Consider the following 25,817-nt stretch of genomic DNA (forward strand, 5'->3'; position numbering starts at 1 on the left):
GGCGGGATGGCGGCCAAGACGACCTGGACCGACGCGGACCCGGCGGGTTTCGTCGAGGCCGTCTCGCCTGAACCGCGTCGTCGGGACGCAGTGACGCTACTGGAGCTGATGCGACGCGTCACCGGCGCCGAGCCACGGATGTTCGGGACCTCGATCGTGGGCTTCGGCGAGTATCACTACAAGTACGCCAGCGGCACCGAGGGCGACGCGCCGGCCGCCGCCTTCGCACCCCGCAAGGCAGCCTCGGTCGTCTACCTCAACGACGGGATCGCCACCCACGAGGAACTCCTCGGGCGCCTCGGACCGCACCGGACCGGCGTCGGCTGCCTCTACCTCAAGGACCTGGATGCGGTCGACCTGAAGGTTCTCGAGGAGATCGTTCGACGCTCCTACGCAACGCTGACCAGCGACACCTACGGTCGGCGCGCCTCGGAGGGATGAGCGTCCGTGATCGATGACCTCGCCAAGGCTCATCTGCACGACAAGCTCCGCGGCGTCCGGGACGCGCGGGTGTGGAAGCTCGAGGGGCTATCGGAGCATGAGGTCCGCCGCCCGATGACCCCGACAGGCACCAACCTGCTCGGCCTGGTCAAGCACAACGCCCTCTCCGACGCCCGCTACTCCGGCGAGGTCTTCGACCGTACGCCGCCCATCGACCTCCCGCCCTGGGACAGCCCCGGGTGGTGGGACGACACCCACCGGGCCACGGAGCACGAGAGCCGGGCCGACCTCCTCCGCGAGACGATCGATGGCTCGGTCGGCGTCAACCGCCCGTCTCGGTGACGATGTCGGTCATTGCTTCGCCAGATGCTCGGTGATGGGCCGGCCCATTGCAATGTTCGCAGGATTCCACGCCGTTCGTCGCTTCAGGCGTACTGTCATGACATGACCGACTACGAGGTCTCCCGGTCCGGCGTCCTGCCGTGCGACATCGGACGCGCACACGCGCTGCTCGACGACTTTCACGAGTGGCCGTCGTGGTCGCCGTGGGAGGAGCTCGACCCGGACATGACGCGCACCTACTCGGGTGCGGACTCCGGTGTCGGCGCGCGCTATGCCTGGTCGGGCAACAAGCGGGCGGGCGCCGGCGCGATGGAGATCATCGAGTCGAGGCCCGACCACATCGAGGTCGCGCTGGAGTTCCTGAAGCCGTTCAAGAGCCGGAGCACGGTGACCTTCGACCTGGCCACTGTCGCCGACGGCACCCGGCTGACCTGGACGCACACCGGGACGGTGAGCGGCGTGATGAGTCTGATGCTCAAGTTCTACTCGATGGAGAAGGCGATCGCGCCCGACATGGAGAAGGGGCTGGCCAAGCTCGCGATCGTGAGTGCGGACCGTTCCGAGGCCGAGTGATCTGCCTCAGGACTCGATCTCGTCGGCCCAACTGCCCCGGTCGTCCGGGTCGATCGCGCCCGTGATCTGACGGCCGAGTCCGGTGAGCTCGGCCTGCTCGGCAAGCTTCTCGTTGCCGTCCCATTGGAGCGGGATCTCGGTGACGGCCGCGCGGTCGAACTCGATGAGGCGGCCGTTCTTCATCCAGCTGTAGTCCGACCGGTACGGGTCGTCGACCTCGCCGGTCAGCCGATCGCCGTCCACCTCGACGATCTTCAGATAGGGAGTGTCACTGTGCCATGCGTCGACCGGATCGGAGGGTGCGGCCGGTGCTCCATCAGGTGAGGTCGCCTGGATCTGGATGCGCACGATGTTGCCCGGCCCGATCGACTGCCTGATCCCGGGATGCAGCTGGCGCCCGGACCAGTCGTTGATCTCCTCGGGCCGCGGCTGAAATACCTCGAACTCGTCCGTCACATCCGTCAACCTAGTCCCGCGCCGCGGACTTTCCCGGCATTCACATGGCTCCCGAGTGGCTCCCGAATCCGGTTGTGCAAGCGACCGGTCAGGTCCTACGTTGCCGGTCATGACACCTCGGCGGTTCGGGATCTGCATCGATGCCAACGATCCGGAGCGCGTCGCGGGATTCTGGGCCGCGGTGCTGGGGCGCGAGATCGAGAACACCGGCGACGAGATCAGGTTGTCACCACGGACCGAGGACGACTTCCGGATCCGGTTCCTGCCCACGGCCGCGCCGAAGACGCTCGCGAACCCGCACCATCTCCATCTGACCAGCAGCCTGCCCGACGACCAGCAGCGGACGGTCGACCGGCTGCTCGGCCTCGGCGCCACCCATCTCGACGTCGGGCAGCTGCCGGAGGAGGACCACATCGTGCTCGCCGACCCGGAGGGCAACGAGCTGTGCGTGATCCCGGCCGGCAACAGCTGGCTGGCCGGGACCGGGTTCCTCGGCGAGGTCGCTGCCGACGGGTCCCGCGAGAACGGGGTGTTCTGGAGCGCGGCGCTCGGCTGGCCGCTGGTCTGGGACCAGGACGGCGAGACCGCGGTCGCGACCCCGTCCGGCAGCGCCAAGGTTGCCTGGGGTGGGCCGCCGCCGGTGCCGCGCGGTCCGCGTGACCGGTTCCGCTTCGACCTGATCGCACCCGAGGACACCGACCCTGCAGCTGAGATCCGCCGCCTCGAAGAGCTCGGCGCCACGCTGGTCGCCGAGGGCGACGGTGAACGGCGGTGGGCGCGGATGACCGACCCCGATGCGTACGAGTTCGAGGTGCTGGCGCCCCGCTGAGGGCGGACCGTCTCGCAACCGGACGGCGGGGCAGGGGTGGCGGCGTACAGAACATAGGATCGTCCCCATGGGTGACTACCTCGAGCTCCTGCCGGCCGTCGATGTGAAGGGCGGGCAGGCGGTGCAGCTGGTCCAGGGCGTGGACGGGTCGGAGAAGCGGTTCGGCGATCCGTATCAAGCGGCGCTGAGGTGGCAGGAGGCCGGCGCCGAGTGGATCCATCTGGTCGACCTCGACGCCGCGTTCGGTCACGGCAACAACCGCGAGATCCTCGCCGGGATCGTCGGCAAGCTCGACATCAAGGTCGAGATGAGCGGCGGGATCCGCGACGACGAGTCGCTCGAGGCTGCGATGGCGACCGGCTGCCGCCGGGTCAACATCGGCACCGCCGCGCTGGAGAACCCGGAGTGGACCCGGAAGGCGATCGCGACCTACGGCGACCGGGTCGCGGTGGGCCTGGACGTACGCGGCCGCACCCTCGCCGCACGCGGCTGGACCAAGGACGGCGGCGACCTCTACGAGACCCTCGCCCGGCTCGACTCCGAGGGCTGCGCCCGCTACGTCGTCACCGACGTCAACAAGGACGGCATGCTCCAGGGCCCCAACCTCGACCTGCTCCGCGCGGTCTGCGAGGCCACCGACCGGCCGGTCGTGGCGAGCGGGGGAGTGACCACGATCGACGACATCGAGGCCCTGATGGGCCTGGTGGAGATCGGCGTGGAGGGCGCGATCGCCGGCACGGCGCTCTACACCGGGTCCCTGGACCTCGCCGAGGCGCTCGACCTCACTCTCGGCCGACCGCGCGGAGACCTCTCATGAGCGAGCGCCAGCGAGCGACCATGGGCCTCAGGCCGCCGCGTCCGTATTCTGGCGCTTGCGCTACGGAGGTGGCGGCATGAGTCTTGCCGTACGCGTCATCCCGTGCCTCGACGTCGACGCCGGTCGCGTCGTCAAGGGGATCAACTTCAAGGAGCTGCGCGACGCCGGCGACCCGGTGGAGCTGGCGGCGACGTACGACAAGGAAGGCGCCGACGAGCTCACCTTCCTCGACATCTCCGCCTCCCACGAGGGGCGGGCGACGACGCTGGAGATCGTCACCCGCACCGCTGAGCAGGTCTTCATCCCGCTCACCGTCGGCGGCGGGATCCGCAGCGTCGACGACGTCGACCGGATGCTCCGCGCCGGCGCGGACAAGATCGCGGTCAACACCGCGGCCATCGTCCGCCCCGAGCTGATCGCCGAGATCGCCGACCGCTTCGGCAACCAGGTCCTGGTGCTCTCCGTCGACGCCAGACGGGCGCCGGGGACCGACTCCGGGTTCGAGGTGACCACCCACGGTGGGCGCAAGTCGGCCGGGATCGACGCGATCGAGTGGGCTGCGAAGGCGGTCGAGCTCGGCGCCGGGGAGATCCTGCTCAACGCCATGGACGCCGACGGCACCGAGGACGGCTTCGACATCGACCTGATCAAGGCCGTACGCAGCGAGGTGACCGTCCCGGTCATCGCCTCCGGTGGCGCGGGGAAGGCCGAGCACTTCCCGCCCGCGGTCGAGGCCGGCGCGGATGCCGTCCTGGCGGCCACCATCTTCCACTTCGGCAAGGTGCGGATCGGCGAGGTCAAGCAGGCGCTCTCCGGCGCCGGCGCTCCGGTTCGCTGACGGTCGGGCACTTTCCCGCCATGGCGGGAAACTGACTCCTCCGCCCTGGATATCCCGGCGCGCTATCGCACAGCCTCGTCGCCGGGGGCGCCATCGCACAGCCGCCGCGAAGCGAGGAGCCCGGTCCCGAGGCCGGGACCGGGCTCCCCGGTGCCTAGCCGAGCAGCGAGCTGAGGATCTGCCCGTGGCGTACGCGCTGGGGGTGGTTGCCGACGTCGAGGTAGGCGAGCTCCTCACCGGTGCGGAAGTCGATGACCGCGACCGCGTCGGCGTCCGACAACGACGCCCAGCAGGTGTTGCCGAGGCCCTCGGTGGTCCAGTAGGGCTTGCCGTAGTAGTGGCCGGTCGTCTCCTCGTCGAGGGTCGTGTAGTCACCCGTCGCGCGGTCGACCATCGCGACATAGTCGTCCATCGTGCCCGCCGCACACAGCGTTTGGCCCTTGGCGTCGCTCGAGAGACCGTGGTGGGCGGAGTCGTTGACGTAGAGCTCGCGCGGCAGCTGGGTGCGTTTGGGGAGCGAGATGACGCGCGTGACGGCACCGGTGCGCGGCTCCTCGATCGAGCCGGTGGAGTAGCCGACCTTCCCGTCGATGTCGGCCGCCTGGGTGTCGAACTCGACCAGGCCGTGCAGGAACGACATCTGGAAGTAGATGAACCGCTCACCGGGCGCGACCGCCATGGGACGTACGGCCGAGGAGACCGAGGGGTAGCCAGCCTCCTCCAGCTCCTTGCCCATCTCCCAGCGCTGGGAGATCGCGAAGGAGGACTCGTCGACGATCTCGAACCAGCGGTCGCCCTTGATCGCGTCGTGGACCGGGCCGATCTTGATCGGCGGGAGCAGGTCGGTGCCGGGGATGGTGCCGAGGCCGAGCTGGTCGAGGTTGATCAGCGGCAGCGAGTCGAGGGAGATCTCCTTCTGGTCGCCGGGCAGGTAGACGCGGCCGATGGAGGCGTGGAAGATGCGCGAGCCGTCCTCGGAGTAGTTGTTCTCGTGCGGCGTCTCGCCGGACTCGAACGTACGCAGCCGCTCACCGGTCCGCGGGTCGCCCGCACCACCCATCCAGTACTCGTGCACCGTGCGCGAGGTCGAGTCGGAGACCAGCAGCTTGGTGCCGTCGGGGGAGAGGCCCATGTGGTCGGTGCGGTGGCCGTCCATCTGCTGCTCGACCACGACGGAGTCCGGCGAGCCCGCGAGCGCCTTCTCGATGTCGATCCAGACCACGTCGGCCAGGCTGGGGCGCGAGACCGCCAGCAGCCGGCCGTCCCGGGTGGTGAACATGTCGTCGACGAGCTGGTCGTTGCCTTCACCCGGGCCGTAGCGGACCAGGTAGTAGTAGGCCAGCCGCTCGGGATCCCGGTGGATCTCGGCGATCTCCTCGTCCTTGTCCGGCACCAGGTCGATGCCCTTGCGCAGCACCTGGAGGCTGCGGGCGTCGACGATCGAGGCGGTCCCGTCCCAGTTGTTGCCCACGACCATCACGTCCCGCAGCTCCGGGGTCGCGCTCGCGCTCAGTGCTGGGGCGGCTGCGGTGAGCGAGAAGACGAAGAGCATGGCGACGGTGACTGCTGCCGCACGACGCATCGCGGGACCTCCTGGGGGATTCGGTTATCTGTGACACAACGTCGTGGGAGGCCGGGAGGTTACGGGCGTCACACCCTGAGCGGGCCGTTCCGTGGAGCGGCACCCAGGGGCCGTACCTGCGTCTCTTCTTTCGCTGGCGTCGCAAAACGTTGCCGCTGTTCACCTCAGTTGCGCGACGATGTGCGAACTGCGCCGGAGCCTTGTGACCAAGAGCCTTTCCCGATCCGGGCGGGGAGGTCACAATGGAGGTGTAATCCTGGTGTCGAGGTCCGATGGGGTGGTGTGCCGGTGCAAGCCGACACGGGGGTGGGAGACAGAGTGCAGCGACGACGCATGTCGCTCGCGGAGTTCGAGACCCTCCCCGACACCCTCCACGCCGAATGGGTCAACGGCGAGGTCATCGTGAGTCCGCCGGGCGAGATCCCGCACCAGGCCACCGGCAGCCGCATCCTCGTGCTGCTCGCCAACACCTTCCCGGACCTGACCGTGATCGCCGAAGGTGGGATCCGCACCGGCATGAGCCGCCGGATCCCGGACGTGCTGGTCCTCCGCGCCGAGGAGAAGGGGCAGTGGGCCGAGCAGCCCCCGCTCATCGTCGTCGAGGTGCTCTCACCCTCGACCCGTTCCGAGGACCTCTTCCGCAAGCCGGAGGAGTATCGCGTCGCCGGCGTCGAGCAGTACTGGATCGTCGACCGCGAGCTCCGCTCGCTCACCGTGCTCAGCAACGCCGAGACCGGCTGGGACGTCACGCTCGAGCTGCACGACTCCGATCCCGTCGGGTCCGTCCTCGTCGAGGGGTACGGCTCGGTGCGGATTGATCTTCACAAGATCCTCTGAGGCTGGCCGCACGGACCCTCGGCCTCAGAACCCGAGACTGGCGTTCTCCAGCTGGGTGATCCGCTCGGCCGGTCCGTCGAAGGACAAGCCGCGCACCGCATGACGCCCGAAGCAGAAGAGCATGAGCTCGCCGACCGGACCGGTGACGGTGACGGGTTCCTCGCCGGCGCGCAGCGTGGCGGTGTCGGTTCCGTTGCTGATCACCACCGGGGTGCCGGCGGAGCGGACCAGGCCCTTACCGACGAGCTTCAGGGTGCGCCAGAGGTCGCGCTCGGCAGCGGCGGGGAGCGTACGCGGCTCCCAACCCGGCTGGGCGCGGCGGAGGTCCTCGTGGTGGACGAAGAACTCCACGGTGTTCACGGCCTTCTCGACGGGGCCGAGCGCGAAGGGCGTGCCCTTGGGATCGCGGAGACTGGCCGCGAGCGACTCGAGCGACTGGGTGGCGTACGCAGCCTCGGCCTGCCGCAGCACGGGCGCGAGCGCCGGCACGAGGATGCCCGCGGCGGCCCACGGGCGACGCTCGCGCACGAGCAGGTGCACCAGCAGGTCCTTGACCTGCCAACCCTCGCAGAGCGTCGGGGCTGACGGCCCCAGCGAGACGGCGGTGTCACACAGGGCGAGGCGCTCGGAGCGCGCGAAGGAGACCACGGCCTGCACCCTATCGACCCCTACCCAGGGTCGGTGGTTCAAAAAAATTCGTCGCATGCACCGCACTGACCTAGGCTTTACCCGAGATGAGCGACGATGATCCAACACCCCAGCGGGCGACGACGACCGACGGGTTCAAGGTTCTCGGAGTCGCCATCCGCCGCGAATGGGCGGTCTTCACGCTCTCGACCCTCGGGTCCGCGCTCTTCGGCGCGCTGACGGTCGCCGACGCCTGGGTGCTGGGCTGGTCCACCGACCATGTCCTGGTCCCGGCGCTGCGCGACGGCGAGATCGGCGCCGGCTGGCTGTGGGCCGTGGTCGGACTCTTCGTCGGCGTCGCGATCCTGCGAGCGGTCGGGGTGGTGGCGCGCCGGCTGGGCGCCGGAGTGATGCAGTTCCGGATGCAGGCACACTCGCGCCGCGCGGTCACCCGGCAGTATCTGGCGCTCCCGCTCGCCTGGCACCACCGGCACCCGACCGGTCAGCTGCTCTCCAACGCCAACTCCGACGTCGAGGCGTCCTGGTCGCCGATCGCGCCGCTGCCGATGGCCGTCGGCACGCTCGCGATGATGGTGATCGCGGTCGGGCAGATGTTCTGGACCGACGTCGTCCTCGCCTCGGTCGCGATCCTCGTCTTCCCTGCGGTCGTGGTCGCCAACCTCGTCTTCCAGCGCTTCTCCTCGCCGCTGATGACCCGCGCCCAGCAACTGCGCGCAGAGCTCTCCGGGATCGCCCACGAGTCCTTCGACGGCGCCCTCGTGGTCAAGACGCTGGGACGCGAGGCCGAGGAGACGACCCGCTTCCGCGACAAGGCGCAGGAGCTGCGCGACGTCAACATCCGCGCCGGCCGGCTCCGGGCGGCGTTCGACCCGATCCTGGCCGCGCTTCCCAGCATCGGCGTCCTGGCGGTGCTGGCCGTCGGCGTCGGCCGCGTCTCGAGCGGCGGTGCCGCACCCGGCGACGTCGTCCAGATCGGGTTCCTGCTCACCATCGTCGCCTTCCCGATCCGCTCCTTTGGGTGGCTGCTGGGGGAGTTCCCGCGCAGCGTCGTCGGCTACCGGCGGGTGCGGCGGGTCCTGGACGCGACCGGCCGTCTCGCCTACGGGACGGCGCGCACGAGCCGCGAGCCGACCGGCGCGCGCGTGCGGGTCGAGGGCGTCTCCTACGCCTACGCCGGCGGCCCGACCCTCCTCGACGGCGTCGACTTCGAGGTCGAGCCGGGTCGTACGGTCGCGATCGTCGGCGAGACGGCCTCCGGCAAGAGCACGCTGACGATGCTGCTGGCCCGGCTGGTCGACCCGGCGACGGGCCGGATCACCCTCGACGGCACCGATCTGCGCGACCTCGGCCCGGGGGAGTGGGCCCGGGTGGCGGCGCTGGTGCCGCAGACCGCCTTCGTCTTCGACGACTCCGTGCGCGGCAACGTCACCCTCGGCGCCGACCTCACCGACGACGAGGTCTGGTCAGCTCTGAAGGCGGCCCAGGCCGACGGGTTCGTCGCCGCGCTGCCGAACGGCCTCGACACCACCCTCGGCGAGCGTGGCGCGAGCCTCTCCGGAGGGCAGCGTCAGCGGCTCGCGCTCGCGAGAGCCCTCGTCCGACGCCCCCGGCTGCTCATCCTCGACGACGCCACCTCGGCGGTCGACCCCGAGGTCGAGCAGCGCATCCTCGCCGCGCTGCGCGACGGCGCCGGTGACACCAGCCTGGTCGTGGTCGCCTACCGGAAGGCCACGATCGCGCTCGCCGACGAGGTCGTCCACCTCGAGAACGGCCGGATCCGCGACCGCGGCACCCACACCGAGCTGCTCGCCCGCGACGAGTCCTACGCCCGCCTCGTCAACGCCTACGAGACCCCGGAGACCGCGCAGTGACGGCCACACTCGAGCCCGAGACCCGGGTAGGCAGCGGCGAGGACCTCGGCGCCTTCGAGACCATCCGCCGGGGCATCAAGCACTCACCGGAGCTGGTCGAGGGCATCCGCGGCACGTTCGCGCTGGCCGTGATCGCGAGCGTCGGCCAGGTGGTCGTGCCCGTCGTCGTCCAGCAGACCCTCGACAACGGCCTGAGCGGTCCGGGCGGACCCGACCTCGGCTACGTGCTGCGCGCCGGCCTCATCGCGGTCGTCGCCATCGCGGTCACCGGCGTGGCGTCCTACCTGATGACCAGCCGGCTCTTCACCGCCGCCGAGCGGGGCCTGGCGACGCTGCGTACGAAGGCCTTCCGGCACGTCCACGACCTCCCGATGCTCACCCAGTCGACCGAGCACCGCGGTGCCCTCGTCTCGCGGGTCACCAGCGACGTCGACCAGGTCAGCCAGTTCATCGTCTTCGGCGGTCTGCTCTTCATCGTCAGCATCGGGCAGATGCTGATCGCCACCGTCGTGATGGTGGTCTACTCCTGGCAGCTCGCGCTGCTGGTGTGGCTCTGCTTCGGCCCGCTGTTCCTGAGCCTGCGGTTCTTCCAGCGCAAGCTGTCCGCGGCCTACACGCTCTCCCGCCGTCAGGTCGCCAAGATGCTCTCCGCGGTCTCCGAGCCGGTCGTCGGGGCCGCGGTGGTCAAGGCGTACGCCGTCGAGGACCGCACCCAGCAGCGCATCGACCGCGAGATCGACGCCACCAGCGCCGCCCAGACCAGGGCCCAGGCCTACACCTCGATCTTCTTCAGCCTCGGTGGCCTCTCCGGCGGCCTGGCCAACGCCGGCGTGGTCGTCGGTGGTGTCCTGCTGGCTCTGGCCTACCGCGGAACCGGTGGGGCGCTGAGCGTCGGCGAGATCCTCGCCTTCGCCTTCCTGGTGACGCTGTTCGTGGGCCCCGTCCAGATGGGTACGCAGATCCTCACCGACGCGCAGAACGCGATCGCCTCCTGGCGGCGCACGATCGGGATCCTGGACACGCCCGCGGACCTCGTCGACCCGGGTCCTGCCGGCGTGGTCCTGCCCCGCGGCCCGCTCTCGATCGAGTTCGACGACGTCACCTTCGCCTACCCAGGCGGCCGGCCGGTCCTCCACGACATCTCCTTCGAGATCGCCCCCGGCAGCCGGGTCGCGGTGGTCGGCGAGACCGGGTCGGGGAAGTCCACGATCGCCAAGCTGCTCACTCGGGTCATGGACGTGACCTCGGGGAAGGTCAGCCTCGACGGCGTCGACGTGCGCGACATCGGCAACGCCTCGCTGCGCACGAGCGTCGTGCTCGTCCCGCAGGAGGGCTTCCTCTTCGACTCCACGCTCGCCGAGAACGTCCGCTACGGCCGCCTGGACGCGACCGACGAGGAGATCGTCGAGGCCGCCCGGGTGCTCGGCCTGGGCGACTGGCTCGCCGGTCTGCCCGACGGCGTCCGGACCGACGTCGGCCAGCGCGGCGAGTCGCTCTCGGCCGGGGAGCGTCAGCTCGTGGCGCTGCTCCGCGCCCAGCTCGCCGACCCCGACCTGCTGGTCCTCGACGAGGCCACCTCGGCCGTCGACCCGCGGCTCGAGATGCGGATCAACCGGGCCCTGGAGCGGCTGATGAGCGGCCGCACCTCGGTCACCATCGCCCACCGTCTCTCCACCGCCGAGGCCGCCGACGAGGTGATCGTCGTCGACGCCGGACGCCTGGCCCAGCGGGGGCCGCACAGCGACCTGGTGGCGCAGGCAGGCTCGACGTACGCACGCCTGCACGCCTCGTGGGTCGCCCAGCAGGGCAGCTGATCCCGACGGCTCAGGCGTCCCACCATGACAGGTGTGCGGCGGCTTCGGCGGTGGGCTCGATGATCTCCCAGACCTCGGCGATCATCCCGTCCTCGAACCGGCAGATGTCGACGACGGTGATCTCGGGGCCGCCCGGTAGCCGGCGACGGGTGTGCATCACGACATGGTCGCCGGAGGCGAGGACGTGCTTCACCTCCACCTCCATGCCGGCGATCCGAGAGAGCGAGCCGCGGACGGCCTGGAGCCATTGCTCCTTGGTGGACGAGGTCGCGTCCGGTCGATGGTGACGGAAGTGCGGGGCGAGCAGCTGCTCGACCGGCCCGGTGTCACCGGTCGCGACGAGCCCTGCGAAGGCGGTGGTCACGGTCGTCACGGCGTCTGTGGGTGTGCTCTGTGTGGTCATGCCGCCAGTGTGTTGGGGGCCTGGGACGGTGTCGATGACATCGCACTTCATGGCGCACGCCCGGCGGATGCGCGATCCTGAGGCTCATGCACACGGTTGGTGAGATGTTGCGGGAGTGGCGGCATCGTCGTCGTCTCAGCCAGCTCGACCTGGCGATCGCCGCCGAGGTCTCGGCACGTCACGTCAGCCTGGTCGAGACCGGCAGGTCCCGGCCGAGCGCCGACATGATCCTCCGGCTCGCCGACCAGCTTGACATCCCGCTCCGGGACCGGAATCAGCTCCTGCTCGCCGCCGGCTTCGCACCGCGCTACACCCAGCGGCCCCTCGAGCATGATGCGCTCGCGGCCGCCCGAGATGCGATCGGCAGGGTTCTCCACGCCCACGAGCCGTACCCGGCTCTGGTCGTCGACCGCCGCTGGAACATCCTGATGACCAACCGCGCGGTCGAGCAGTTCTTCGCCGGCGTCGACCCCGAACTGCTCGAACCACCCATCAACCTCGTACGCCTCGGCCTCCACCCCCGCGGCCTGGCGCCGATGGTCGTCAACCTGGCCGACGTACGTGCGGTGTTCCGGGCACGGGTCCGGCGCCAGCTCGCCGTCGTCGCGGATCCTGACCTGACCCGGCTCTACGAGGAGGTGCTGGCACCGCCCGGCGAGGACGAGGTGCAGGCGCCGACGCTCGAGGCGGATGTCGTGATCCCGATGACGCTTCGACTCGACGGCCGTGAGCTGAACCTCTTCTCGACCATCACCACGTTCGGGACTCCGATGGACATCACCCTCGACGAGGTGGCGATCGAGTCGTACTACCCGGCCGACGAGGCCAGCGCCGCCTACTTCGCCGGCCGGTAGCGGCAGCGCTACGCGGCCAGCACCGTGAACGGTCCCCAGGGCAGGTTGCGGACGACCGTGAAGACGACGGTCAGCGCCAGCCAGGTGTAGAGGGCGGCGGGGGAGCGGGCCCAGCCGGGAGCGGGGCGGCCGACGACGCGGCCGCGCAGCCAGAAGAACCAGAGCAGGGCGAGCATCGGCAGCCCGAGCAGGAACATCAGCGCGTTGTGGCCGACCGCGCCGGCGACGTCGCCCGACAGCAGCGACATCGTGCCGCGGGTCATCCCGCAGCCGGGGCAGTCGATGCCGGTGAGCGCGTGGATCGGGCACGGCGGAACGTAGACGACGAGCCCGGGGGAGGTGGCGAAGACGGCCGCGAGGCCCGCCCCGCCGGCCACGACGGCCAGCGGGACGAGCCCCGCGCGCACCCGTGAGGGTGTGGTGATCACATGCTCCCCGACTGGGCGGCCATGCCGAGCCCGAGGACGACCGAGGCGATGATGTAGAGGACGATCACGACGACGCCCGTGACGGCGCCGATGATGCCCCACTTCTTGGCGCCCTCGGCGTCACCCTGGACGGCCTTGACGATCGAGACGATGCCGAAGGGCAGGCAGCAGAAGATCGTGACCAGGATGCCGATCACGAGGGCGCTGGTGTCGGTCTGCTTCGCCGGTGCCGGCTGCGGGGTGGGGTTAGCCATGATGCGGTGTTCTCCAGTTTGAATAGTCGACCCTGAGGGTCGGCTGACAGGGCCGTACCGAGACCCGGCCCAGATGACCGAGAGAGTGTGGCAGCCCGTCGCCTCGACGGCCTCCGATTAGCGCCACGACATGCCGGTTGTGTCCGTACTGTTGCCCAGCGGGATACTGGAGGCGTGACTACTGGACCCACGAGCGCGGGACTCGACCCCGCCATCGCCGATCGGCTCAAGCGCGACCCCGACGGGCTGGTGCCCGCGGTGGTGCAGCAGCATGACACCGGCGAGGTGCTGATGCTCGGCTACATGGACGACGAGGCCCTGGCGCGCACGCTCGCGACGGGCCGGGCGACCTACTGGTCCCGCAGTCGGCAGGAGTACTGGGTCAAGGGGGAGACCTCCGGCCACCGGCAGTACGTCAAGGAGGTTCGCCTCGACTGCGACGGCGACACGATCCTGCTCAAGGTCGACCAGGAGGGCCCCGCCTGCCACACCGGCGACCACACCTGCTTCGACGCCGGCCTGATCTCGTGAGGTCCTTCGGCCCCACCCTCACCGCCGGCCTCGCCGGCGCGGCCCTGGCCGCCTGGGCCGGCTCCAACGAGTGGGTGAAGGTGACCGCGCCGGCCCAGATGCCGGCCGACCTCAACGACTCCCCGGCCACCACCGGCCTGGCCCTCGTCGCCCTCGCTGCCTGGGGCGTCGTGCTGGTCACCCGAGGTCTCGTACGCCGCCTGGTGGCCGCCCTCGCCGGCCTGGCCGGGATCGGGGTGGTCGTCACCTTCTTCGGCCACGCCGGCATCGACGCGCTCGGCCGGGCGATCGACTCCGAGGTCGTCTGGGGCGAGACCGAGCACGCCACCACGCCCTGGCCCTATCTCGCGCTGCTCGGCGCGGTCCTGACCGTCGCGGCGGCCGTCGCCGCCGTACGTCTGGCTCCTTCATGGCCCGAGATGGGCCGTCGGTACGACGCCCCCGCCGATGCCACGCCGGAACGGAAACCGCTGGAGGAGCAGTCCACGATCGACGTCTGGAAGTCGTTGGACGAGGGTCGGGACCCGACAGCCGGGGATCAATGAATACACTGCAGCCAAGCACAGAGAACTCGTAGAGGAGCATCGAATGTCCGCCAGCCACGGCAACACCCCGGCAGCCTGGATCGCAGTCGCGGTCGGCCTCCTCGGCTTCCTCATCGGCAGCGTCGCCATGATGCTCGACCCGATCAGCTGGTTCGTCTTCTGGATCGGCGTGGCCGTCACCGTCGGCGGTGGTCTGCTCTTCATCGTGCTCGCCAAGCTCGGCTTCAACGTCGAGTCACACTGAGCCTGTGAGACAGCGAGGCCCCCGGCGGAATCCGCCGGGGGCCTCGCTGATTTGGAGCCGAGCTCAGTAGGTGCTGGTGCTGCCGCTGAAGTCGAGCGCACCGGAGAGGTTCAGGATGATCCCGATGATACCGAGGACGACGGCGACGATGCCGAGGATGAAGCCGGCGGTGGCCATGCCACGCCCGCCCTGCGCGCCGCCGGAGGCGTCGATCTCGTTCTGGGCCATCTTGCCCAGGATGATCGCCGGGATACCGGTGAAGAAACCACAGCAGACACAACCGAGAATGCCGAGGACAAGTGCCCAGATCGCCTTCTTGTTGTTGCCTGCAGGCTGACCGGGCTGCCCGGGTGCCGGCGAACCGTACGGGGGCGGTGGCGGCGGCGGAGTTCCGTAGCTCATGTGTCTGACCTCCAAAGTCAGGCGAGTTGGGTTGAGGTGAAAGAAACTTAACGTTTCCCGCCCGCACTGTGGCGCCAAATCGGGCGTGTCACGGTTCGGGTGAGAGGCTTTGCACGTGGGTCTTACCCAGAAACGAGAGGTTTAAACATGTCGGTGCTCGACAAGATCATCGACGGCGTACGTCTGGACCTGGCGAAGCGCCAGGAGACGGTGTCCGAGGCGGACCTGCGGGCCCGGCTGGCCGACGTCGACGCGCCGCGCGACCCGATGCCGCACTTCCGTGCGCCGGGCAGCAGCGTGATCGCCGAGGTGAAGCGGAAGAGCCCCTCCAAGGGCGCTCTGGCCGACATCCCCGACCCGGCCGAGCTCGCCCAGAAGTACGCCGCCGGCGGCGCCGCCGCGATCTCGGTGCTCACCGAGGAACGCCGTTTCGGTGGGTCGCTCGCCGACCTGGTCACGGTCCGCGCGGCCGTCGAGACGCCGATCCTGCGCAAGGACTTCATCGTCGAGCCCTACCAGCTGCTCGAGGCCCGGGCCGCCGGGGCGGACCTGGCGCTGCTGATCGTGGCCGCGCTGGACGACGACACCCTGCGCCGCCTCTACGACCAGGCGGGTGAGCTGGGGCTGACCGTGCTGGTCGAGACCCACGACGAGGACGAGGTCGCCCGGGCGGTCGACCTCGGCGCCGAGCTGATCGGCGTCAACGCGCGCAACCTGAAGACCCTGGAGATCGACCAGGACGTCTTCGGACGAGTCGCCCCGCTCATCCCCGAGGACCGGGTGAAGGTCGCCGAGTCGGGCATCTTCACCGCCACCGACGTCAAGCGCCACGTCTCCGAAGGGGCCCGCGCGGTCCTGGTCGGCGAGGCGCTGGTCAAGCATGGCGACCCGCAAGGCACGGTCGCCGAGTTCACCGGAATCCAAGGCTGAGGCCAAGAGTAGATCCGAGAGCAGATACAGCCATGACAACTCACATCCACGAGACGACTTCCTACGACGCCGACGAGTTCGGCTGGTTCGGTGGTGAGGCCGAGGGGTTCGGCGGCCGCTTCATGCCCGAGGCGCTGATGAAGGCGCTCATCGAGCTCGACGACGCCTGGCAGAAGGCGAAGGCCGACCCGGAGTTCGTGGCCGAGTTCGACGCGATCCTGCGTGACTACGCCAACCTACCGAGCCCGCTCTACCACGCGACCCGGCTCTCCGAGCAGCTCGGCGTACGGATCCTCCTCAAGCGCGAGGACCTCAACCACACCGGCGCCCACAAGATCCGCAACGTCCTCGGCCAGGCCCTGCTCACCAAGCGCATGGGCAAGACCCGGGTGATCGCCGAGACCGGTGCCGGCCAGCACGGCGTCGCCTCCGCGACCGCGGCCGCCTACTTCGGCCTCGACTGCACCGTCTACATGGGCAAGGTCGACACCGACCGCCAGGCGCTCAACGTGGCCCGGATGCGGCTGCTCGGCGCCGAGGTCGTCCCGGTGCCCTCGGGCAGCGGCACCCTCAAGGACGCCATCAACGAGGCGCTGCGCGACTGGGTCGCCAGCGTCGACCACACCGCCTACCTGTTCGGCACCGCCGCCGGGCCGCACCCGTTCCCGACGCTGGTCCGCGACATCGTCCGCGGCATCGGCGACGAGGCCCGGGCGCAGTCGATCGAGCAGTTCGGCGGCCTCCCGAACGCCGTCGTCGCCGCGGTCGGCGGCGGCTCCAATGCCATCGGCCTCTTCACCGCGTTCCTGGACGACTCCGACGTCGAGATCCACGGCTTCGAGGCCGGGGGAGACGGCTTCGAGACCGGCCGCCACGCCGCGACCATCCAGGCCAACGACCCGGGCGTGCTCCACGGCGCCCGCACCTACGTGCTCCAGGACGAGGACGGTCAGACGATCGAGTCCCACTCGATCTCCGCCGGTCTCGACTACCCGGGCGTCGGGCCGCAGCACGCCTGGCTGGCCAAGTCCGGCCGGGCGAGCTACACGAGCATCACCGACAAGGAGGCGATGGACGCCTTCGCGCTGCTCTCGCGCTCCGAGGGCATCATCCCGGCGATCGAGTCGGCTCACGCGATCGCGGGCGCCATCAAGATCGCCCCGGAGATCAAGGAGCGCCACGGCGAGGGCGCCACGATCCTGATCAACCTGTCCGGTCGCGGCGACAAGGACATGGGTACGGCCATCGACTACTTCGGCTTGGGAGACGCACAGTGAGCACATCGACAGCGTTCGAGAAGGCGAAGGTCGAGGGCCGCGCCGCCCTGGTCGGCTACCTGCCGGCGGGCTTCCCGTCGGTCGAGGGCTCGATCGAGGCGCTGACCACGATGGTCGAGGCCGGCTGCGACATCATCGAGATCGGCCTGCCCTACTCCGACCCGGTCATGGACGGCCCCACGATCCAGGACGCCGTGCAGCAGGCGCTCGACGGCGGCGTACGTGTCGACGACGTGTTCCGCGTCGTCGAGGCCGTGGCCGCGACCGGGGTGCCGACCCTGGTGATGACCAGCTGGAACCCGATCGAGCGCCGCGGCGTCGACCGCTTCGCCCAGCAGCTGCAGGACGCCGGCGGTGCGGGCCTGATCACGCCCGACATCACGCCCGACTTCGCGCCGGAGTGGATCGAGGCCGCCGACGCTCGCGACCTCGACAAGGTCTTCCTGGTCGCGCCGAGCAGCACCGACGAGCGGATCGCGATGACCACGGCCCAGTGCCGCGGCTTCGTCTACGCCACCGCGGTCATGGGCGTCACCGGCGCCCGTGCCAAGACCTCCGACCTGGCCGCCCCGCTGGTCGCCCGCACGAAGAAGACCACCGACCTGCCCGTCGGCGTCGGCCTCGGGGTCAGCAACGGCGCCCAGGCGGCGGAGATGGCGGCCTACGCCGACGGCGTCATCGTCGGCTCCGCCTTCGTGCGTACGTTGCTGGACAACCGCTCCGACGAGCAGGCGGCGCTCAAGGCGCTGGCGAGCCTGACCGAGGACCTGGCCGCGGGAGTCCGCGCGCGTTGAGGTTTCTCGTTCTACCCGTCCTGCTCGCTCTCGTCGGAGTCCTCAGCGGCTGCGGCGCGGCCGGCACCGGCCAGGCGCCGGCCTCGGCGATGACCGGGCAGGAGCACACGCCCTACCTGCTCTCCGACACCGCCCTGACCGACACCGACGGCGAGCCGTACTCGCTGGCGACCGACGCCGACAAGCCGCTGACGCTGGTGTTCTACGGCTACACCCAGTGCCCCGACGAGTGCCCCTTGGTGATGTCGAGCCTGACCGCGGGACTCACCCGCCTCGACGACGCCGACCGCAAGAAGGTCGACGTCGTGTTCGTGACGACCGACCCGGCGCGCGACACGACGAAGGTGCTGGAGAAGTACCTCGAGCGCTACGACGACGACTTCATCGGCCTCACCGGAGACCTGAAGGACATCGTCACGCTGGCCGAGTCGATGCGGCTCTACATAGGGGAGGCCGACCGGCTACCCAGTGGGGGCTACGATCTCGGGGTCCACGACACCCACGTCTCGGCGGTCTCCGACGGACGCGCCAGCGTGGTCTGGTCGATGAACACCTCGCCCAAGCAGTTCGCCGACGACATCCACCACCTCCTCAGTCAGAACTAGCCCGCCAGAGTTAGTAGGAAGAGCGCCGCATGATGCTCCCGATGTCCATCCCCAGCCCGACCGAAGGTGTGCTCTGGCTCGGACCGATCCCGCTGCGCGGCTACGCCTTCGCGATCATCCTCGGCATCATCGTCGCCGTCTGGGTCTCGGAGCGGCGCTGGCAGGCCCGCGGCGGCCGGGCCGGCGACATCCAGGACATCGCGCTGTGGGCGGTGCCGTTCGGCCTCGTCGGCGGCCGGATCTACCACGTCATCACCGACTGGCAGCTCTACTTCGGCGACGGCGCTCACCCGATCGAGGCGCTCTACATCTGGCGCGGCGGCCTCGGCGTGTGGGGCGCGATCGCGCTCGGTGCCGTGGGCGCGATCATCGGCGCCCGCACCAAGGGCATCAAGATCGTCCCCCTGCTCGACACCATCGCCCCGACCTGTCTGCTGGCGATGGGCATCGGTCGCTGGGGCAACTGGTTCAACCAGGAGCTCTACGGCAGGCCGACCGACCTGCCCTGGGGCCTGGAGATCGACCCGTCGCGCTACCCCGACGGTCCCAGCCAGTTCCCGGTCGGCACCACGTTCCACCCGACGTTCCTCTACGAGTTCCTCTGGGACATCGCCCTCTTCTTCGTGATCGTCTACCTGCAGAAGATGCTGCGCCTGGGCGGCGGCCGCGTGGTCGCTCTCTACGTGATGGCCTACTGCCTCGGCCGTGGCCTGATCGAGACCCTGCGCATCGACAACGTGCAGCTGGCGAACGTGCTCGGCCTGCGCTGGAGCGAGTGGATGTCGATCATCCTGTTCGTGCTGGCCGCGGCCTGGTGGGCGTACGCCACCTTCACCGGCCGAGGTAAGGTCGAGGACGAGGTCTACAGCGATCCTGCCAAGGCCCCGGCCAACGACACCGCGATCGACACCGAGATCGAGACCGACTCCGTCGGCGATGACGCCGACAACGGGACCGACGACGAGGAATCCTCGACAAAGGCCTGATCAGACGCAGATGTTGGGCGCAAAGTCGCGCCCCGCGGGAGGGTGTCCGCCGATGGACCCTCGTTCGCAACCTACGCGTGACACAGTGGTAACCTAGCCGCACTCGCGCGGGCCAACGCTGTCCCCTGCAGATTGCCAGTTTCATCCCCGCAAGGGCGCGCGCACCTGTCGCAGACATCCCCCGCTCCGGACCCGACTCGAAGCAGAGTCGAAAATCCGGGGCTATTGGGCTGCGTCGGATGGTGCGTGCCCGAGCCCGGACAGACGGGAGATCCCGGTGCCGTACGAGCACTCGTATCCATCCCCCCAGGGCCTCTATGACCCTCGGTTCGAGAAGGACGCCTGCGGCGTCGCCATGGTTGCGACGCTGACCGGTGTGGCCAGCCACGACATCGTGAAGCAGGGCATCCGTGCCCTGGTGAATCTCGACCACCGCGGCGCCGCCGGCGCCGAGACCAACTCTGGCGACGGCGCCGGGATCCTGCTGCAGGTCCCTGACGCCTTCCTGCGTGAGGTCGTCGACTTCGACCTTCCGGCCGAGCGTGCCTACGCCGTCGGCACCGCCTTCATCCCGGGCGACGTCGACCAGGTCGAGCGCACCACGAAGCTGGTCGAGGACATCGCGACCGAGGAGGGCCTCGAGGTCCTCGGCTGGCGTGACGTACCGGTCAACCCGGACTCCCTCGGCGCCACCGCCAAGGCGGTCATGCCGACCTTCCGTCAGCTCTTCGTCGCCGGTGCCAAGCAGCGCGTGACCGGCCTGGCCCTGGAGCGGCTGGCCTTCTGCCTGCGCAAGCGTGCGGAGAAGGAGACCGACGTCTACTTCCCGTCGCTGTCGAGCCGCACCATCGTCTACAAGGGCATGCTCACCACGCCGCAGCTGGCCGAGGTCTTCCCCGACCTGGTCGACGAGCGGGTCGCCTCCGCGATCGCCGTCGTCCACAGCCGGTTCTCGACCAACACCTTCCCGAGCTGGCCGCTGAGCCACCCGTTCCGGTTCATCGCCCACAACGGCGAGATCAACACCGTGATGGGCAACCGCAACTGGATGAAGGCGCGCGAGGCGCTGCTCGAGTCCGAGCTCATCCCGGGCGACCTCGAGCGCCTCTTCCCGATCTGCACCGAGGGCGCCTCCGACTCGGCCTCCTTCGACGAGGTCCTCGAGCTCCTCCACCTGGCCGGCCGCAGCCTGCCGCACGCCATGCTGATGATGATCCCGGAGGCGTGGGAGAAGCACGAGGAGATGGACCCGGCCCGCAAGGCCTTCTACGAGTTCCACTCGAGCCTGATGGAGCCCTGGGACGGCCCGGCGAGCGTCGTGTTCACCGACGGCACCCAGATCGGCGCGGTCCTCGACCGCAACGGCCTGCGTCCCTCCCGCTACTGGGTCACCGAGGACGGCCTGGTCGTGCTCGGCTCCGAGGCCGGAGTGCTCGACGACATCGACCCCGCCACCGTGGTCCGCAAGGGCCGCGTCCAGCCGGGCAAGATGTTCCTCGTCGACACCGCCGAGCACCGCATCATCGAGGACGACGAGATCAAGTCCGAGCTCGCCGCGGAGCACCCCTACGACGAGTGGCTCCACGCCGGTCTCGTACGCCTCGAGGACATCCCCGAGCGGGAGCACATCGTCCACACGCACGCGAGCGTGACCCGCCGCCAGCAGGTCTTCGGCTACACCGAGGAGGAGCTCCGCATCCTGCTCGCGCCGATGGCCAACACCGGCGCCGAGCCGATCGGCTCGATGGGCACCGACAGCCCGATCGCGGCGCTGAGCGACAAGCCGCGGATGCTGTTCGACTACTTCGCCCAGCTCTTCGCGCAGGTCACCAACCCGCCGCTGGACGCGATCCGCGAGGAGCTCGTCACCAGCCTCAACGGCACCATCGGCGCCGAGTCCAACCTGCTCAGCCCCGGACCGGCCTCGTGTCGCCAGATCGTGCTGCCGTTCCCGGTCATCTCCAACGACGACCTGGCCAAGATCCGTCACATCAACCGTGACGGCGACATGCCGGGCTTCGCGGTCCACGTCGTCCGCGGCCTCTACGAGGTCGACGGCGGCGCGGAGGCGCTCCGCACCCGTCTGGACGAGATCTCCGCCGAGGTGTCCCAGGCGATCGAGGACGGCGCCCGGATCATCGTCCTCTCCGACCGCCACTCCACCCAGGAGATGGCGCCGATCCCGTCGCTGCTGCTCACCGGCGCCGTCCACCACCACCTGGTCCGCGAGCGCACCCGCTCGCAGGTCGGCCTGCTGGTCGAGGCCGGCGACGTACGCGAGGTCCACCACGTCGCCCTTCTGATCGGCTACGGCGCCTCTGCGGTCAACCCCTACCTGGCGGTCGAGTCCGTCGAGGACCTCGCCTACGAGGGCTACTACGTGAAGGCCGACGCCGAGAAGGCGATGGCCAACACGATCAAGGCGCTCGGCAAGGGTGTCCTCAAGGTGATGTCGAAGATCGGCGTCTCCACGGTCGCCTCCTACACCGGCGCGCAGATCTTCGAGGCCGTCGGCCTGTCGAAGGAGGTCGTGGACCGCTACTTCACCGGCACCACCTCCAAGCTCGGCGGCATCGGCCTCGACGTGATCGCCGAGGAGGTCGCCAAGCGGCACGCCACCGCCTACCCGCGCGACGGCGTCGCCAACGCCCACCGCGCGCTGCCCATCGGCGGCGAGTACCAGTGGCGCCGCGAGGGTGAGCCGCACCTGTTCGACCCGGAGACGGTCTTCCGCCTCCAGCACGCCACCCGCAGCGGCCGCTACGACGTCTTCAAGCAGTACACCGACCGCGTCAACGAGCAGTCCGAGCGGCTGATGACGCTGCGCGGGCTCTTCAAGCTCAAGAGCGCCGAGGAGCTGGGCCGCGAGAAGATCTCGATCGACGAGGTCGAGCCCGTAGAGGCGATCGTCAAGCGCTTCTCGACCGGCGCGATGTCGTACGGCTCGATCTCCAAGGAGGCCCACGAGACGCTCGCCATCGCGATGAACATCCTCGGTGGCAAGTCCAACACCGGCGAGGGCGGCGAGGACCCCGAGCGCCTCTACGACCCCGAGCGGCGCTCCTCGATCAAGCAGGTGGCCTCCGGTCGCTTCGGTGTCACCTCGGAGTACCTGACCAACGCCGACGACATCCAGATCAAGATGGCCCAGGGCGCCAAGCCCGGTGAGGGTGGTCAGCTGCCGGGTCACAAGGTCTACCCGTGGGTGGCCAAGACCCGTCACTCGACGCCCGGCGTGGGGCTCATCTCCCCGCCGCCGCACCACGACATCTACTCGATCGAGGATCTCGCCCAGCTGATCCACGACCTGAAGAACGCCAACCCGAGCGCTCGCGTCCACGTGAAGCTCGTGGCGGAGGTCGGCGTCGGCACCGTCGCCGCGGGTGTCTCCAAGGCCCACGCCGACGTGGTCCTGATCTCCGGTCACGACGGCGGCACCGGTGCCTCCCCGCTCACCTCGCTCAAGCACGCGGGTGGCCCGTGGGAGCTCGGCCTCGCCGAGGCGCAGCAGACGCTGCTCCTCAACGGCCTGCGCGACCGGATCGTGGTGCAGACCGACGGCCAGCTCAAGACCGGTCGTGACGTGGTCATCGCCGCGCTGCTCGGCGCCGAGGAGTTCGGCTTCGCCACCGCGCCGCTGGTCGTCTCCGGCTGCGTGATGATGCGGGTCTGCCACCTCGACACCTGCCCGGTCGGCGTCGCCACCCAGAACCCGGTCCTGCGCGAGCGGTTCACCGGCAAGGCGGAGTACGTCGTCAACTTCATGCGCTACATCGCCGAGGAGGTCCGCGAGCTCCTCGCCGACCTGGGCTTCCGCAGCATCGACGAGGCCGTCGGCCACGCCGAGGCGCTCGACGCCCGCGACGCGATCGACCACTGGAAGGCCTCCGGGCTCGACCTCTCGCCGATCTTCACCCGGGTGGAGTCGCCGCAGCAGTTCGCCGACCAGGACCTCTACAACACCAAGGGCCAGGACCACGGCCTGGAGAAGTCCCTGGACGTCAACGAACTTCTGCCGCTCGCGGCCCCGGCACTCGAGCGCGGCGAGCCCGTGCGCGCCCAGCTGCCGATCCGCAACGTCAACCGCACCGTCGGCACGATCCTCGGTCACGAGATCACCAAGCGCTACCGCGGTGAGGGCCTGCCCGAGGGCACGATCGACATCACCTTCACCGGCTCCGCGGGCCAGTCCTTCGGCGCGTTCATCCCCAAGGGGCTGACGCTGCGCCTGGAGGGCGACGCCAACGACTACGTCGGCAAGGGCCTCTCCGGCGGCCGCGTGGTCATCCGCCCGGAGCGTACGGCCGGGTTCAAGGCCGAGGAGCACATCATCGCCGGCAACACGCTGGCCTACGGCGCCACCAGCGGACGGATCCACATCCGCGGCGGCGTGGGGGAGCGGGCCGCGGTCCGCAACTCCGGTGCCAGCATCGTCACCGAGGGTGTCGGCGACCACGGCTGCGAGTACATGACCGGTGGTCGTGTCGTCGTGCTCGGCCCCACCGGGCGCAACTTCGCGGCCGGCATGTCCGGCGGCATCGCCTGGGTCCTCGACTTCGAGGGGCAGCGGCTCAACGGCGAGCTGGTCGACGCCACCGGTGTCGAGGAGAAGTACGCCGCCGAGCTCGAGCAGCTGGTGCGCGACCACCTCGAGGAGACCGGCTCGGCAGTCGCCGAGGCGCTCCTGGCCGACTGGCCGAACTCTCTGACCCGCTTCACGCAGGTCATGCCCAGCGACTACAAGCGCGTGCTCGAAGCCCAGGAGGAGGCCCTCGAGGAGGGTCTCGACGAGGACGAGGCCGCAGCTCGGATTATGGAGGTCCTCCATGGCTGACCCGAAGGGTTTTCTGAAGAACGGTCGTGAGGTCGCGACCCGGCGTCCTGTCGAGGAGCGGGTCAAGGACTGGCACGAGGTCTACCCGGGCAAGATCGGCAAGACCCTGCTGCCGATCATCAACACCCAGGCCTCGCGCTGCATGGACTGCGGCATCCCGTTCTGCCACCAGGGCTGCCCGCTCGGCAACATCATCCCCGAGTGGAACGACCTGGTCTGGCGCAACGACTGGGAGGGCGCCTCGGAGCGCCTGCACGCGACCAACAACTTCCCCGAGTTCACCGGCCGGCTCTGCCCGGCTCCGTGCGAGGCCGCCTGCGTCCTGGGGATCAACCAGCCCGCGGTGACGATCAAGAACATCGAGGTCTCGATCATCGACAAGGCCTGGGACTCGGGCTTCGTCAAGCCGCAGCCGCCCGAGTGGCTCTCCGGCAAGGCGGTCGCCGTCATCGGCTCCGGGCCCGCGGGCCTGGCCGCTGCCCAGCAGCTCACCCGGTCGGGCCACACCGTGGCCGTCTACGAGCGGGCCGACAAGATCGGCGGGCTGCTGCGCTACGGCATCCCGGAGTTCAAGATGGAGAAGTCGCAGGTCGACCAGCGCCTGGCGCAGATGCGCCGTGAGGGCACGGTCTTCCGGCCGGGCGTGAACGTCGGCACCGACATCACCGGCGCGCAGCTCCGGGACCGCTACGACGCCATCGTGCTGGCCAACGGCTCGACCGTCGGCCGCGACCTGCCGGTCCCCGGGCGCGAGCTCGACGGGATCCACCAGGCGATGGAGTACCTGCCGCAGTCCAACCGGGCCTCGCTCGGCGAGGCGGTCCCCGACCAGATCCTGGCCGAGGGCAAGCACGTCGTCATCATCGGTGGCGGTGACACCGGCGCCGACTGCCTCGGCACCGCGATCCGCCAGGGCGCCGAGTCGATCACCCAGCTGGAGATCATGCCGCGTCCGCCGGAGGAGCGCCCCGACGGCCAGCCGTGGCCGACCTACCCGATGACCTATCGGGTGGCCTCCGCGCACGAGGAGGGTGGCGAGCGGGTCTACTCGGTGTCCACCAAGGAGTTCCTCGGCACCGAGGACGGCCGCGTACGCGCCCTGAAGCTCGTCGAGGTCGAGTTCATCGACGGCAAGCTGACCGAGAAGGAGGGGACCGAGAAGGAGATCCCCGCCGACCTGGTCCTGCTGGCGATGGGCTTCACCGGTCCGGAGAAGGACGGCCTCCTCACCCAGCTGGGTGTGGAGTACGACGCCCGCGGCAACGTCGCCCGCGACGACTCCTTCGCCACCTCTGTCCCCGGCGTGTACGTCGCCGGTGACGCGGGTCGCGGGCAGTCGCTGATCGTGTGGGCGATCGCCGAGGGCCGCGCCGCCGCGGCCGCGGTCGACACCTACCTGACCGGCTCGACCAACCTGCCGGCACCGATCCGTCCGACGGACCGGCAGCTGACCGTCTGAGGCCGACAGGCCTAGGCACAACGGCGTGCCGACCACTGGCCCGGCACCCCCACCTCGGGGTGTCGGGCCAGTCGGGTCTCAGCCATCGGATCGGATGATCCGACAGAGTTCGTACACACTTGTGGCGACGAGTTTGTGGCACACGTGCATTGCCCGGGTCCGCGCTGACCGGCTAGCCGCCGGCGACCTCGCGCCGGGCCCAGCGTGAAGGGACGACATCCGA

27 protein-coding genes are annotated in these 25,817 nt (G+C 69.8%); 20 read left to right on the plus strand and 7 right to left on the minus strand.

Going from position 1 to position 25,817, the window contains the following annotated elements; genetic code table 11:
* Positions 1–6 precede the first annotated feature (6 nt).
* The 3 genes from ACWZJV_RS24570 to ACWZJV_RS24580 all read left to right on the plus strand — a co-directional run bounded on the left by ACWZJV_RS24570 (position 7) and on the right by ACWZJV_RS24580 (position 1,356).
* Positions 7–441 carry a DUF1801 domain-containing protein gene (locus ACWZJV_RS24570; RefSeq protein WP_457179190.1) on the plus strand — a complete coding sequence of 145 codons (435 nt, stop codon included), beginning with the start codon at positions 7–9 and terminating at the stop codon, positions 439–441.
* Between the two features lie 6 nt (positions 442–447).
* A complete protein-coding gene (locus tag ACWZJV_RS24575; RefSeq protein WP_457179191.1) occupies positions 448–783 on the plus strand; it encodes a mycothiol transferase in 336 nt (111 codons plus the stop codon).
* A gap of 102 nt (positions 784–885) precedes the next feature.
* Positions 886–1,356, plus strand: coding sequence for an SRPBCC family protein (locus ACWZJV_RS24580; protein ID WP_457179192.1), 471 nt, complete (start codon positions 886–888; stop codon positions 1,354–1,356).
* A gap of 6 nt (positions 1,357–1,362) precedes the next feature.
* Here the strand turns inward: ACWZJV_RS24580 and ACWZJV_RS24585 are convergent, their stop codons facing one another.
* A complete protein-coding gene (locus ACWZJV_RS24585) occupies positions 1,363–1,812 on the minus strand; it encodes a hypothetical protein (protein ID WP_457179193.1) in 450 nt (149 codons plus the stop codon).
* A 109-nt stretch (positions 1,813–1,921) separates the two neighbouring features.
* On the opposite strand from ACWZJV_RS24585, the gene ACWZJV_RS24590 reads away from it, so the two are divergent.
* From ACWZJV_RS24590 to hisF, 3 genes are all read left to right on the plus strand, one after another.
* A complete protein-coding gene (locus ACWZJV_RS24590; protein WP_457179194.1) occupies positions 1,922–2,641 on the plus strand; it encodes a VOC family protein in 720 nt (239 codons plus the stop codon).
* 67 nt (positions 2,642–2,708) lie between these two features.
* Complete coding sequence (gene priA, locus ACWZJV_RS24595) at positions 2,709–3,458, plus strand: bifunctional 1-(5-phosphoribosyl)-5-((5-phosphoribosylamino)methylideneamino)imidazole-4-carboxamide isomerase/phosphoribosylanthranilate isomerase PriA (protein WP_457179195.1); 750 nt, start codon at positions 2,709–2,711, stop codon at positions 3,456–3,458.
* A gap of 76 nt (positions 3,459–3,534) precedes the next feature.
* Positions 3,535–4,296 carry an imidazole glycerol phosphate synthase subunit HisF gene (hisF, locus tag ACWZJV_RS24600; RefSeq protein WP_378907833.1) on the plus strand — a complete coding sequence of 254 codons (762 nt, stop codon included), beginning with the start codon at positions 3,535–3,537 and terminating at the stop codon, positions 4,294–4,296.
* Between the two features lie 154 nt (positions 4,297–4,450).
* Here hisF and ACWZJV_RS24605 read toward each other — a convergent pair whose 3' ends face one another.
* The gene (locus ACWZJV_RS24605) at positions 4,451–5,878 is read right to left on the minus strand and encodes a serine/threonine protein kinase (RefSeq protein ID WP_457179196.1); all 1,428 of its coding nucleotides are present in this window, start codon (positions 5,876–5,878) and stop codon (positions 4,451–4,453) included.
* Between the two features lie 318 nt (positions 5,879–6,196).
* Between ACWZJV_RS24605 and ACWZJV_RS24610 the strand changes: the two genes are divergently transcribed.
* Entirely contained in the window at positions 6,197–6,715 is a 519-nt protein-coding gene (locus ACWZJV_RS24610; RefSeq protein ID WP_307785641.1) for a Uma2 family endonuclease, read from the plus strand.
* A 24-nt stretch (positions 6,716–6,739) separates the two neighbouring features.
* On the opposite strand, the gene ACWZJV_RS24615 is transcribed toward ACWZJV_RS24610, so the two are convergent.
* Positions 6,740–7,363, minus strand: coding sequence for a TIGR03085 family metal-binding protein (locus ACWZJV_RS24615; RefSeq protein ID WP_457179197.1), 624 nt, complete (start codon positions 7,361–7,363; stop codon positions 6,740–6,742).
* 86 nt (positions 7,364–7,449) lie between these two features.
* On the opposite strand from ACWZJV_RS24615, the gene ACWZJV_RS24620 reads away from it, so the two are divergent.
* Together ACWZJV_RS24620 and ACWZJV_RS24625 are read left to right on the plus strand one after the other, a co-directional pair.
* Positions 7,450–9,234, plus strand: coding sequence for an ABC transporter ATP-binding protein (locus ACWZJV_RS24620; protein ID WP_457179198.1), 1,785 nt, complete (start codon positions 7,450–7,452; stop codon positions 9,232–9,234).
* Positions 9,231–11,048: an ABC transporter ATP-binding protein gene (locus ACWZJV_RS24625; protein ID WP_457179199.1), complete on the plus strand. Its 1,818-nt coding sequence runs from the start codon at positions 9,231–9,233 to the stop codon at positions 11,046–11,048. The genes ACWZJV_RS24620 and ACWZJV_RS24625 overlap by 4 nt, the downstream gene beginning before the upstream one ends.
* Positions 11,049–11,058: 10 nt before the next feature.
* On the opposite strand, the gene ACWZJV_RS24630 is transcribed toward ACWZJV_RS24625, so the two are convergent.
* Positions 11,059–11,451: a nuclear transport factor 2 family protein gene (locus tag ACWZJV_RS24630; protein ID WP_457179200.1), complete on the minus strand. Its 393-nt coding sequence runs from the start codon at positions 11,449–11,451 to the stop codon at positions 11,059–11,061.
* An 86-nt stretch (positions 11,452–11,537) separates the two neighbouring features.
* Here ACWZJV_RS24630 and ACWZJV_RS24635 point away from each other — a divergent pair, with 86 nt between their 5' ends.
* A complete protein-coding gene (locus tag ACWZJV_RS24635; protein ID WP_457179201.1) occupies positions 11,538–12,305 on the plus strand; it encodes a helix-turn-helix domain-containing protein in 768 nt (255 codons plus the stop codon).
* 8 nt (positions 12,306–12,313) lie between these two features.
* Here the strand turns inward: ACWZJV_RS24635 and ACWZJV_RS24640 are convergent, their stop codons facing one another.
* Complete coding sequence (locus ACWZJV_RS24640) at positions 12,314–12,733, minus strand: DUF2752 domain-containing protein (RefSeq protein ID WP_008362970.1); 420 nt, start codon at positions 12,731–12,733, stop codon at positions 12,314–12,316.
* The gene (locus ACWZJV_RS24645; RefSeq protein ID WP_008362969.1) at positions 12,730–12,987 is read right to left on the minus strand and encodes a CD225/dispanin family protein; all 258 of its coding nucleotides are present in this window, start codon (positions 12,985–12,987) and stop codon (positions 12,730–12,732) included. Before ACWZJV_RS24645 ends, ACWZJV_RS24640 begins: the two co-directional genes overlap by 4 nt.
* Positions 12,988–13,161: 174 nt before the next feature.
* Here ACWZJV_RS24645 and hisI point away from each other — a divergent pair, with 174 nt between their 5' ends.
* Genes hisI through ACWZJV_RS24660 form a run of 3 tightly spaced genes read left to right on the plus strand, consistent with a single transcriptional unit; the run spans position 13,162 to position 14,307 of the window.
* Positions 13,162–13,518 carry a phosphoribosyl-AMP cyclohydrolase gene (gene hisI / locus ACWZJV_RS24650; protein ID WP_008362968.1) on the plus strand — a complete coding sequence of 119 codons (357 nt, stop codon included), beginning with the start codon at positions 13,162–13,164 and terminating at the stop codon, positions 13,516–13,518.
* Complete coding sequence (locus ACWZJV_RS24655) at positions 13,515–14,063, plus strand: Trp biosynthesis-associated membrane protein (RefSeq protein WP_457179202.1); 549 nt, start codon at positions 13,515–13,517, stop codon at positions 14,061–14,063. The genes hisI and ACWZJV_RS24655 overlap by 4 nt, the downstream gene beginning before the upstream one ends.
* Before the next feature lie 43 nt (positions 14,064–14,106).
* Positions 14,107–14,307 carry an HGxxPAAW family protein gene (locus ACWZJV_RS24660; protein ID WP_008362966.1) on the plus strand — a complete coding sequence of 67 codons (201 nt, stop codon included), beginning with the start codon at positions 14,107–14,109 and terminating at the stop codon, positions 14,305–14,307.
* Positions 14,308–14,370: 63 nt separating this feature from the next.
* Here the strand turns inward: ACWZJV_RS24660 and ACWZJV_RS24665 are convergent, their stop codons facing one another.
* On the minus strand, positions 14,371–14,709 hold the full coding sequence (locus ACWZJV_RS24665) for a DUF4190 domain-containing protein (protein ID WP_457179203.1): 339 nt from the start codon (positions 14,707–14,709) through the stop codon (positions 14,371–14,373).
* A 147-nt stretch (positions 14,710–14,856) separates the two neighbouring features.
* Between ACWZJV_RS24665 and trpC the strand changes: the two genes are divergently transcribed.
* The 7 genes from trpC to ACWZJV_RS24700 all read left to right on the plus strand — a co-directional run bounded on the left by trpC (position 14,857) and on the right by ACWZJV_RS24700 (position 25,594).
* The gene (gene trpC, locus ACWZJV_RS24670) at positions 14,857–15,639 is read left to right on the plus strand and encodes an indole-3-glycerol phosphate synthase TrpC (RefSeq protein ID WP_196874671.1); all 783 of its coding nucleotides are present in this window, start codon (positions 14,857–14,859) and stop codon (positions 15,637–15,639) included.
* 32 nt (positions 15,640–15,671) lie between these two features.
* The gene (trpB, locus tag ACWZJV_RS24675; protein ID WP_457179204.1) at positions 15,672–16,916 is read left to right on the plus strand and encodes a tryptophan synthase subunit beta; all 1,245 of its coding nucleotides are present in this window, start codon (positions 15,672–15,674) and stop codon (positions 16,914–16,916) included.
* Positions 16,913–17,710, plus strand: coding sequence for a tryptophan synthase subunit alpha (trpA, locus tag ACWZJV_RS24680; protein WP_457179205.1), 798 nt, complete (start codon positions 16,913–16,915; stop codon positions 17,708–17,710). Before trpB ends, trpA begins: the two co-directional genes overlap by 4 nt.
* Positions 17,707–18,315: an SCO family protein gene (locus tag ACWZJV_RS24685; RefSeq protein ID WP_457179206.1), complete on the plus strand. Its 609-nt coding sequence runs from the start codon at positions 17,707–17,709 to the stop codon at positions 18,313–18,315. The genes trpA and ACWZJV_RS24685 overlap by 4 nt, the downstream gene beginning before the upstream one ends.
* Before the next feature lie 41 nt (positions 18,316–18,356).
* Positions 18,357–19,301 carry a prolipoprotein diacylglyceryl transferase gene (gene lgt, locus ACWZJV_RS24690; protein WP_457179207.1) on the plus strand — a complete coding sequence of 315 codons (945 nt, stop codon included), beginning with the start codon at positions 18,357–18,359 and terminating at the stop codon, positions 19,299–19,301.
* A 355-nt stretch (positions 19,302–19,656) separates the two neighbouring features.
* Entirely contained in the window at positions 19,657–24,135 is a 4,479-nt protein-coding gene (gene gltB, locus ACWZJV_RS24695) for a glutamate synthase large subunit (protein ID WP_457179208.1), read from the plus strand.
* Positions 24,128–25,594, plus strand: coding sequence for a glutamate synthase subunit beta (locus ACWZJV_RS24700; protein WP_008362951.1), 1,467 nt, complete (start codon positions 24,128–24,130; stop codon positions 25,592–25,594). The genes gltB and ACWZJV_RS24700 overlap by 8 nt, the downstream gene beginning before the upstream one ends.
* Positions 25,595–25,817 lie beyond the last annotated feature (223 nt).

Source organism: Nocardioides sp. WG-D5 (genome assembly GCF_054031175.1).

Bases quoted from the DNA above. Each gene is read 5' to 3' on its own strand.
- ACWZJV_RS24570 (WP_457179190.1), top strand. From the start codon at position 7: ATGGCGGCCAAGACGACCTGGACCGACGCGGACCCGGCGGGTTTCGTC.
- ACWZJV_RS24580 (WP_457179192.1), top strand. From the start codon at position 886: ATGACCGACTACGAGGTCTCCCGGTCCGGCGTCCTGCCGTGCGACATC.
- ACWZJV_RS24590 (WP_457179194.1), top strand. From the start codon at position 1,922: ATGACACCTCGGCGGTTCGGGATCTGCATCGATGCCAACGATCCGGAG.
- priA (WP_457179195.1), top strand. From the start codon at position 2,709: ATGGGTGACTACCTCGAGCTCCTGCCGGCCGTCGATGTGAAGGGCGGG.
- hisF (WP_378907833.1), top strand. From the start codon at position 3,535: ATGAGTCTTGCCGTACGCGTCATCCCGTGCCTCGACGTCGACGCCGGT.
- ACWZJV_RS24605 (WP_457179196.1), bottom strand. From the start codon at position 5,878: ATGCGTCGTGCGGCAGCAGTCACCGTCGCCATGCTCTTCGTCTTCTCG.
- ACWZJV_RS24620 (WP_457179198.1), top strand. From the start codon at position 7,450: ATGAGCGACGATGATCCAACACCCCAGCGGGCGACGACGACCGACGGG.
- ACWZJV_RS24630 (WP_457179200.1), bottom strand. From the start codon at position 11,451: ATGACCACACAGAGCACACCCACAGACGCCGTGACGACCGTGACCACC.
- ACWZJV_RS24635 (WP_457179201.1), top strand. From the start codon at position 11,538: ATGCACACGGTTGGTGAGATGTTGCGGGAGTGGCGGCATCGTCGTCGT.
- ACWZJV_RS24645 (WP_008362969.1), bottom strand. From the start codon at position 12,987: ATGGCTAACCCCACCCCGCAGCCGGCACCGGCGAAGCAGACCGACACC.
- ACWZJV_RS24660 (WP_008362966.1), top strand. From the start codon at position 14,107: ATGTCCGCCAGCCACGGCAACACCCCGGCAGCCTGGATCGCAGTCGCG.
- ACWZJV_RS24665 (WP_457179203.1), bottom strand. From the start codon at position 14,709: ATGAGCTACGGAACTCCGCCGCCGCCACCGCCCCCGTACGGTTCGCCG.
- trpC (WP_196874671.1), top strand. From the start codon at position 14,857: ATGTCGGTGCTCGACAAGATCATCGACGGCGTACGTCTGGACCTGGCG.
- trpB (WP_457179204.1), top strand. From the start codon at position 15,672: ATGACAACTCACATCCACGAGACGACTTCCTACGACGCCGACGAGTTC.
- lgt (WP_457179207.1), top strand. From the start codon at position 18,357: ATGTCCATCCCCAGCCCGACCGAAGGTGTGCTCTGGCTCGGACCGATC.
- gltB (WP_457179208.1), top strand. From the start codon at position 19,657: ATGGTTGCGACGCTGACCGGTGTGGCCAGCCACGACATCGTGAAGCAG.
- ACWZJV_RS24700 (WP_008362951.1), top strand. From the start codon at position 24,128: ATGGCTGACCCGAAGGGTTTTCTGAAGAACGGTCGTGAGGTCGCGACC.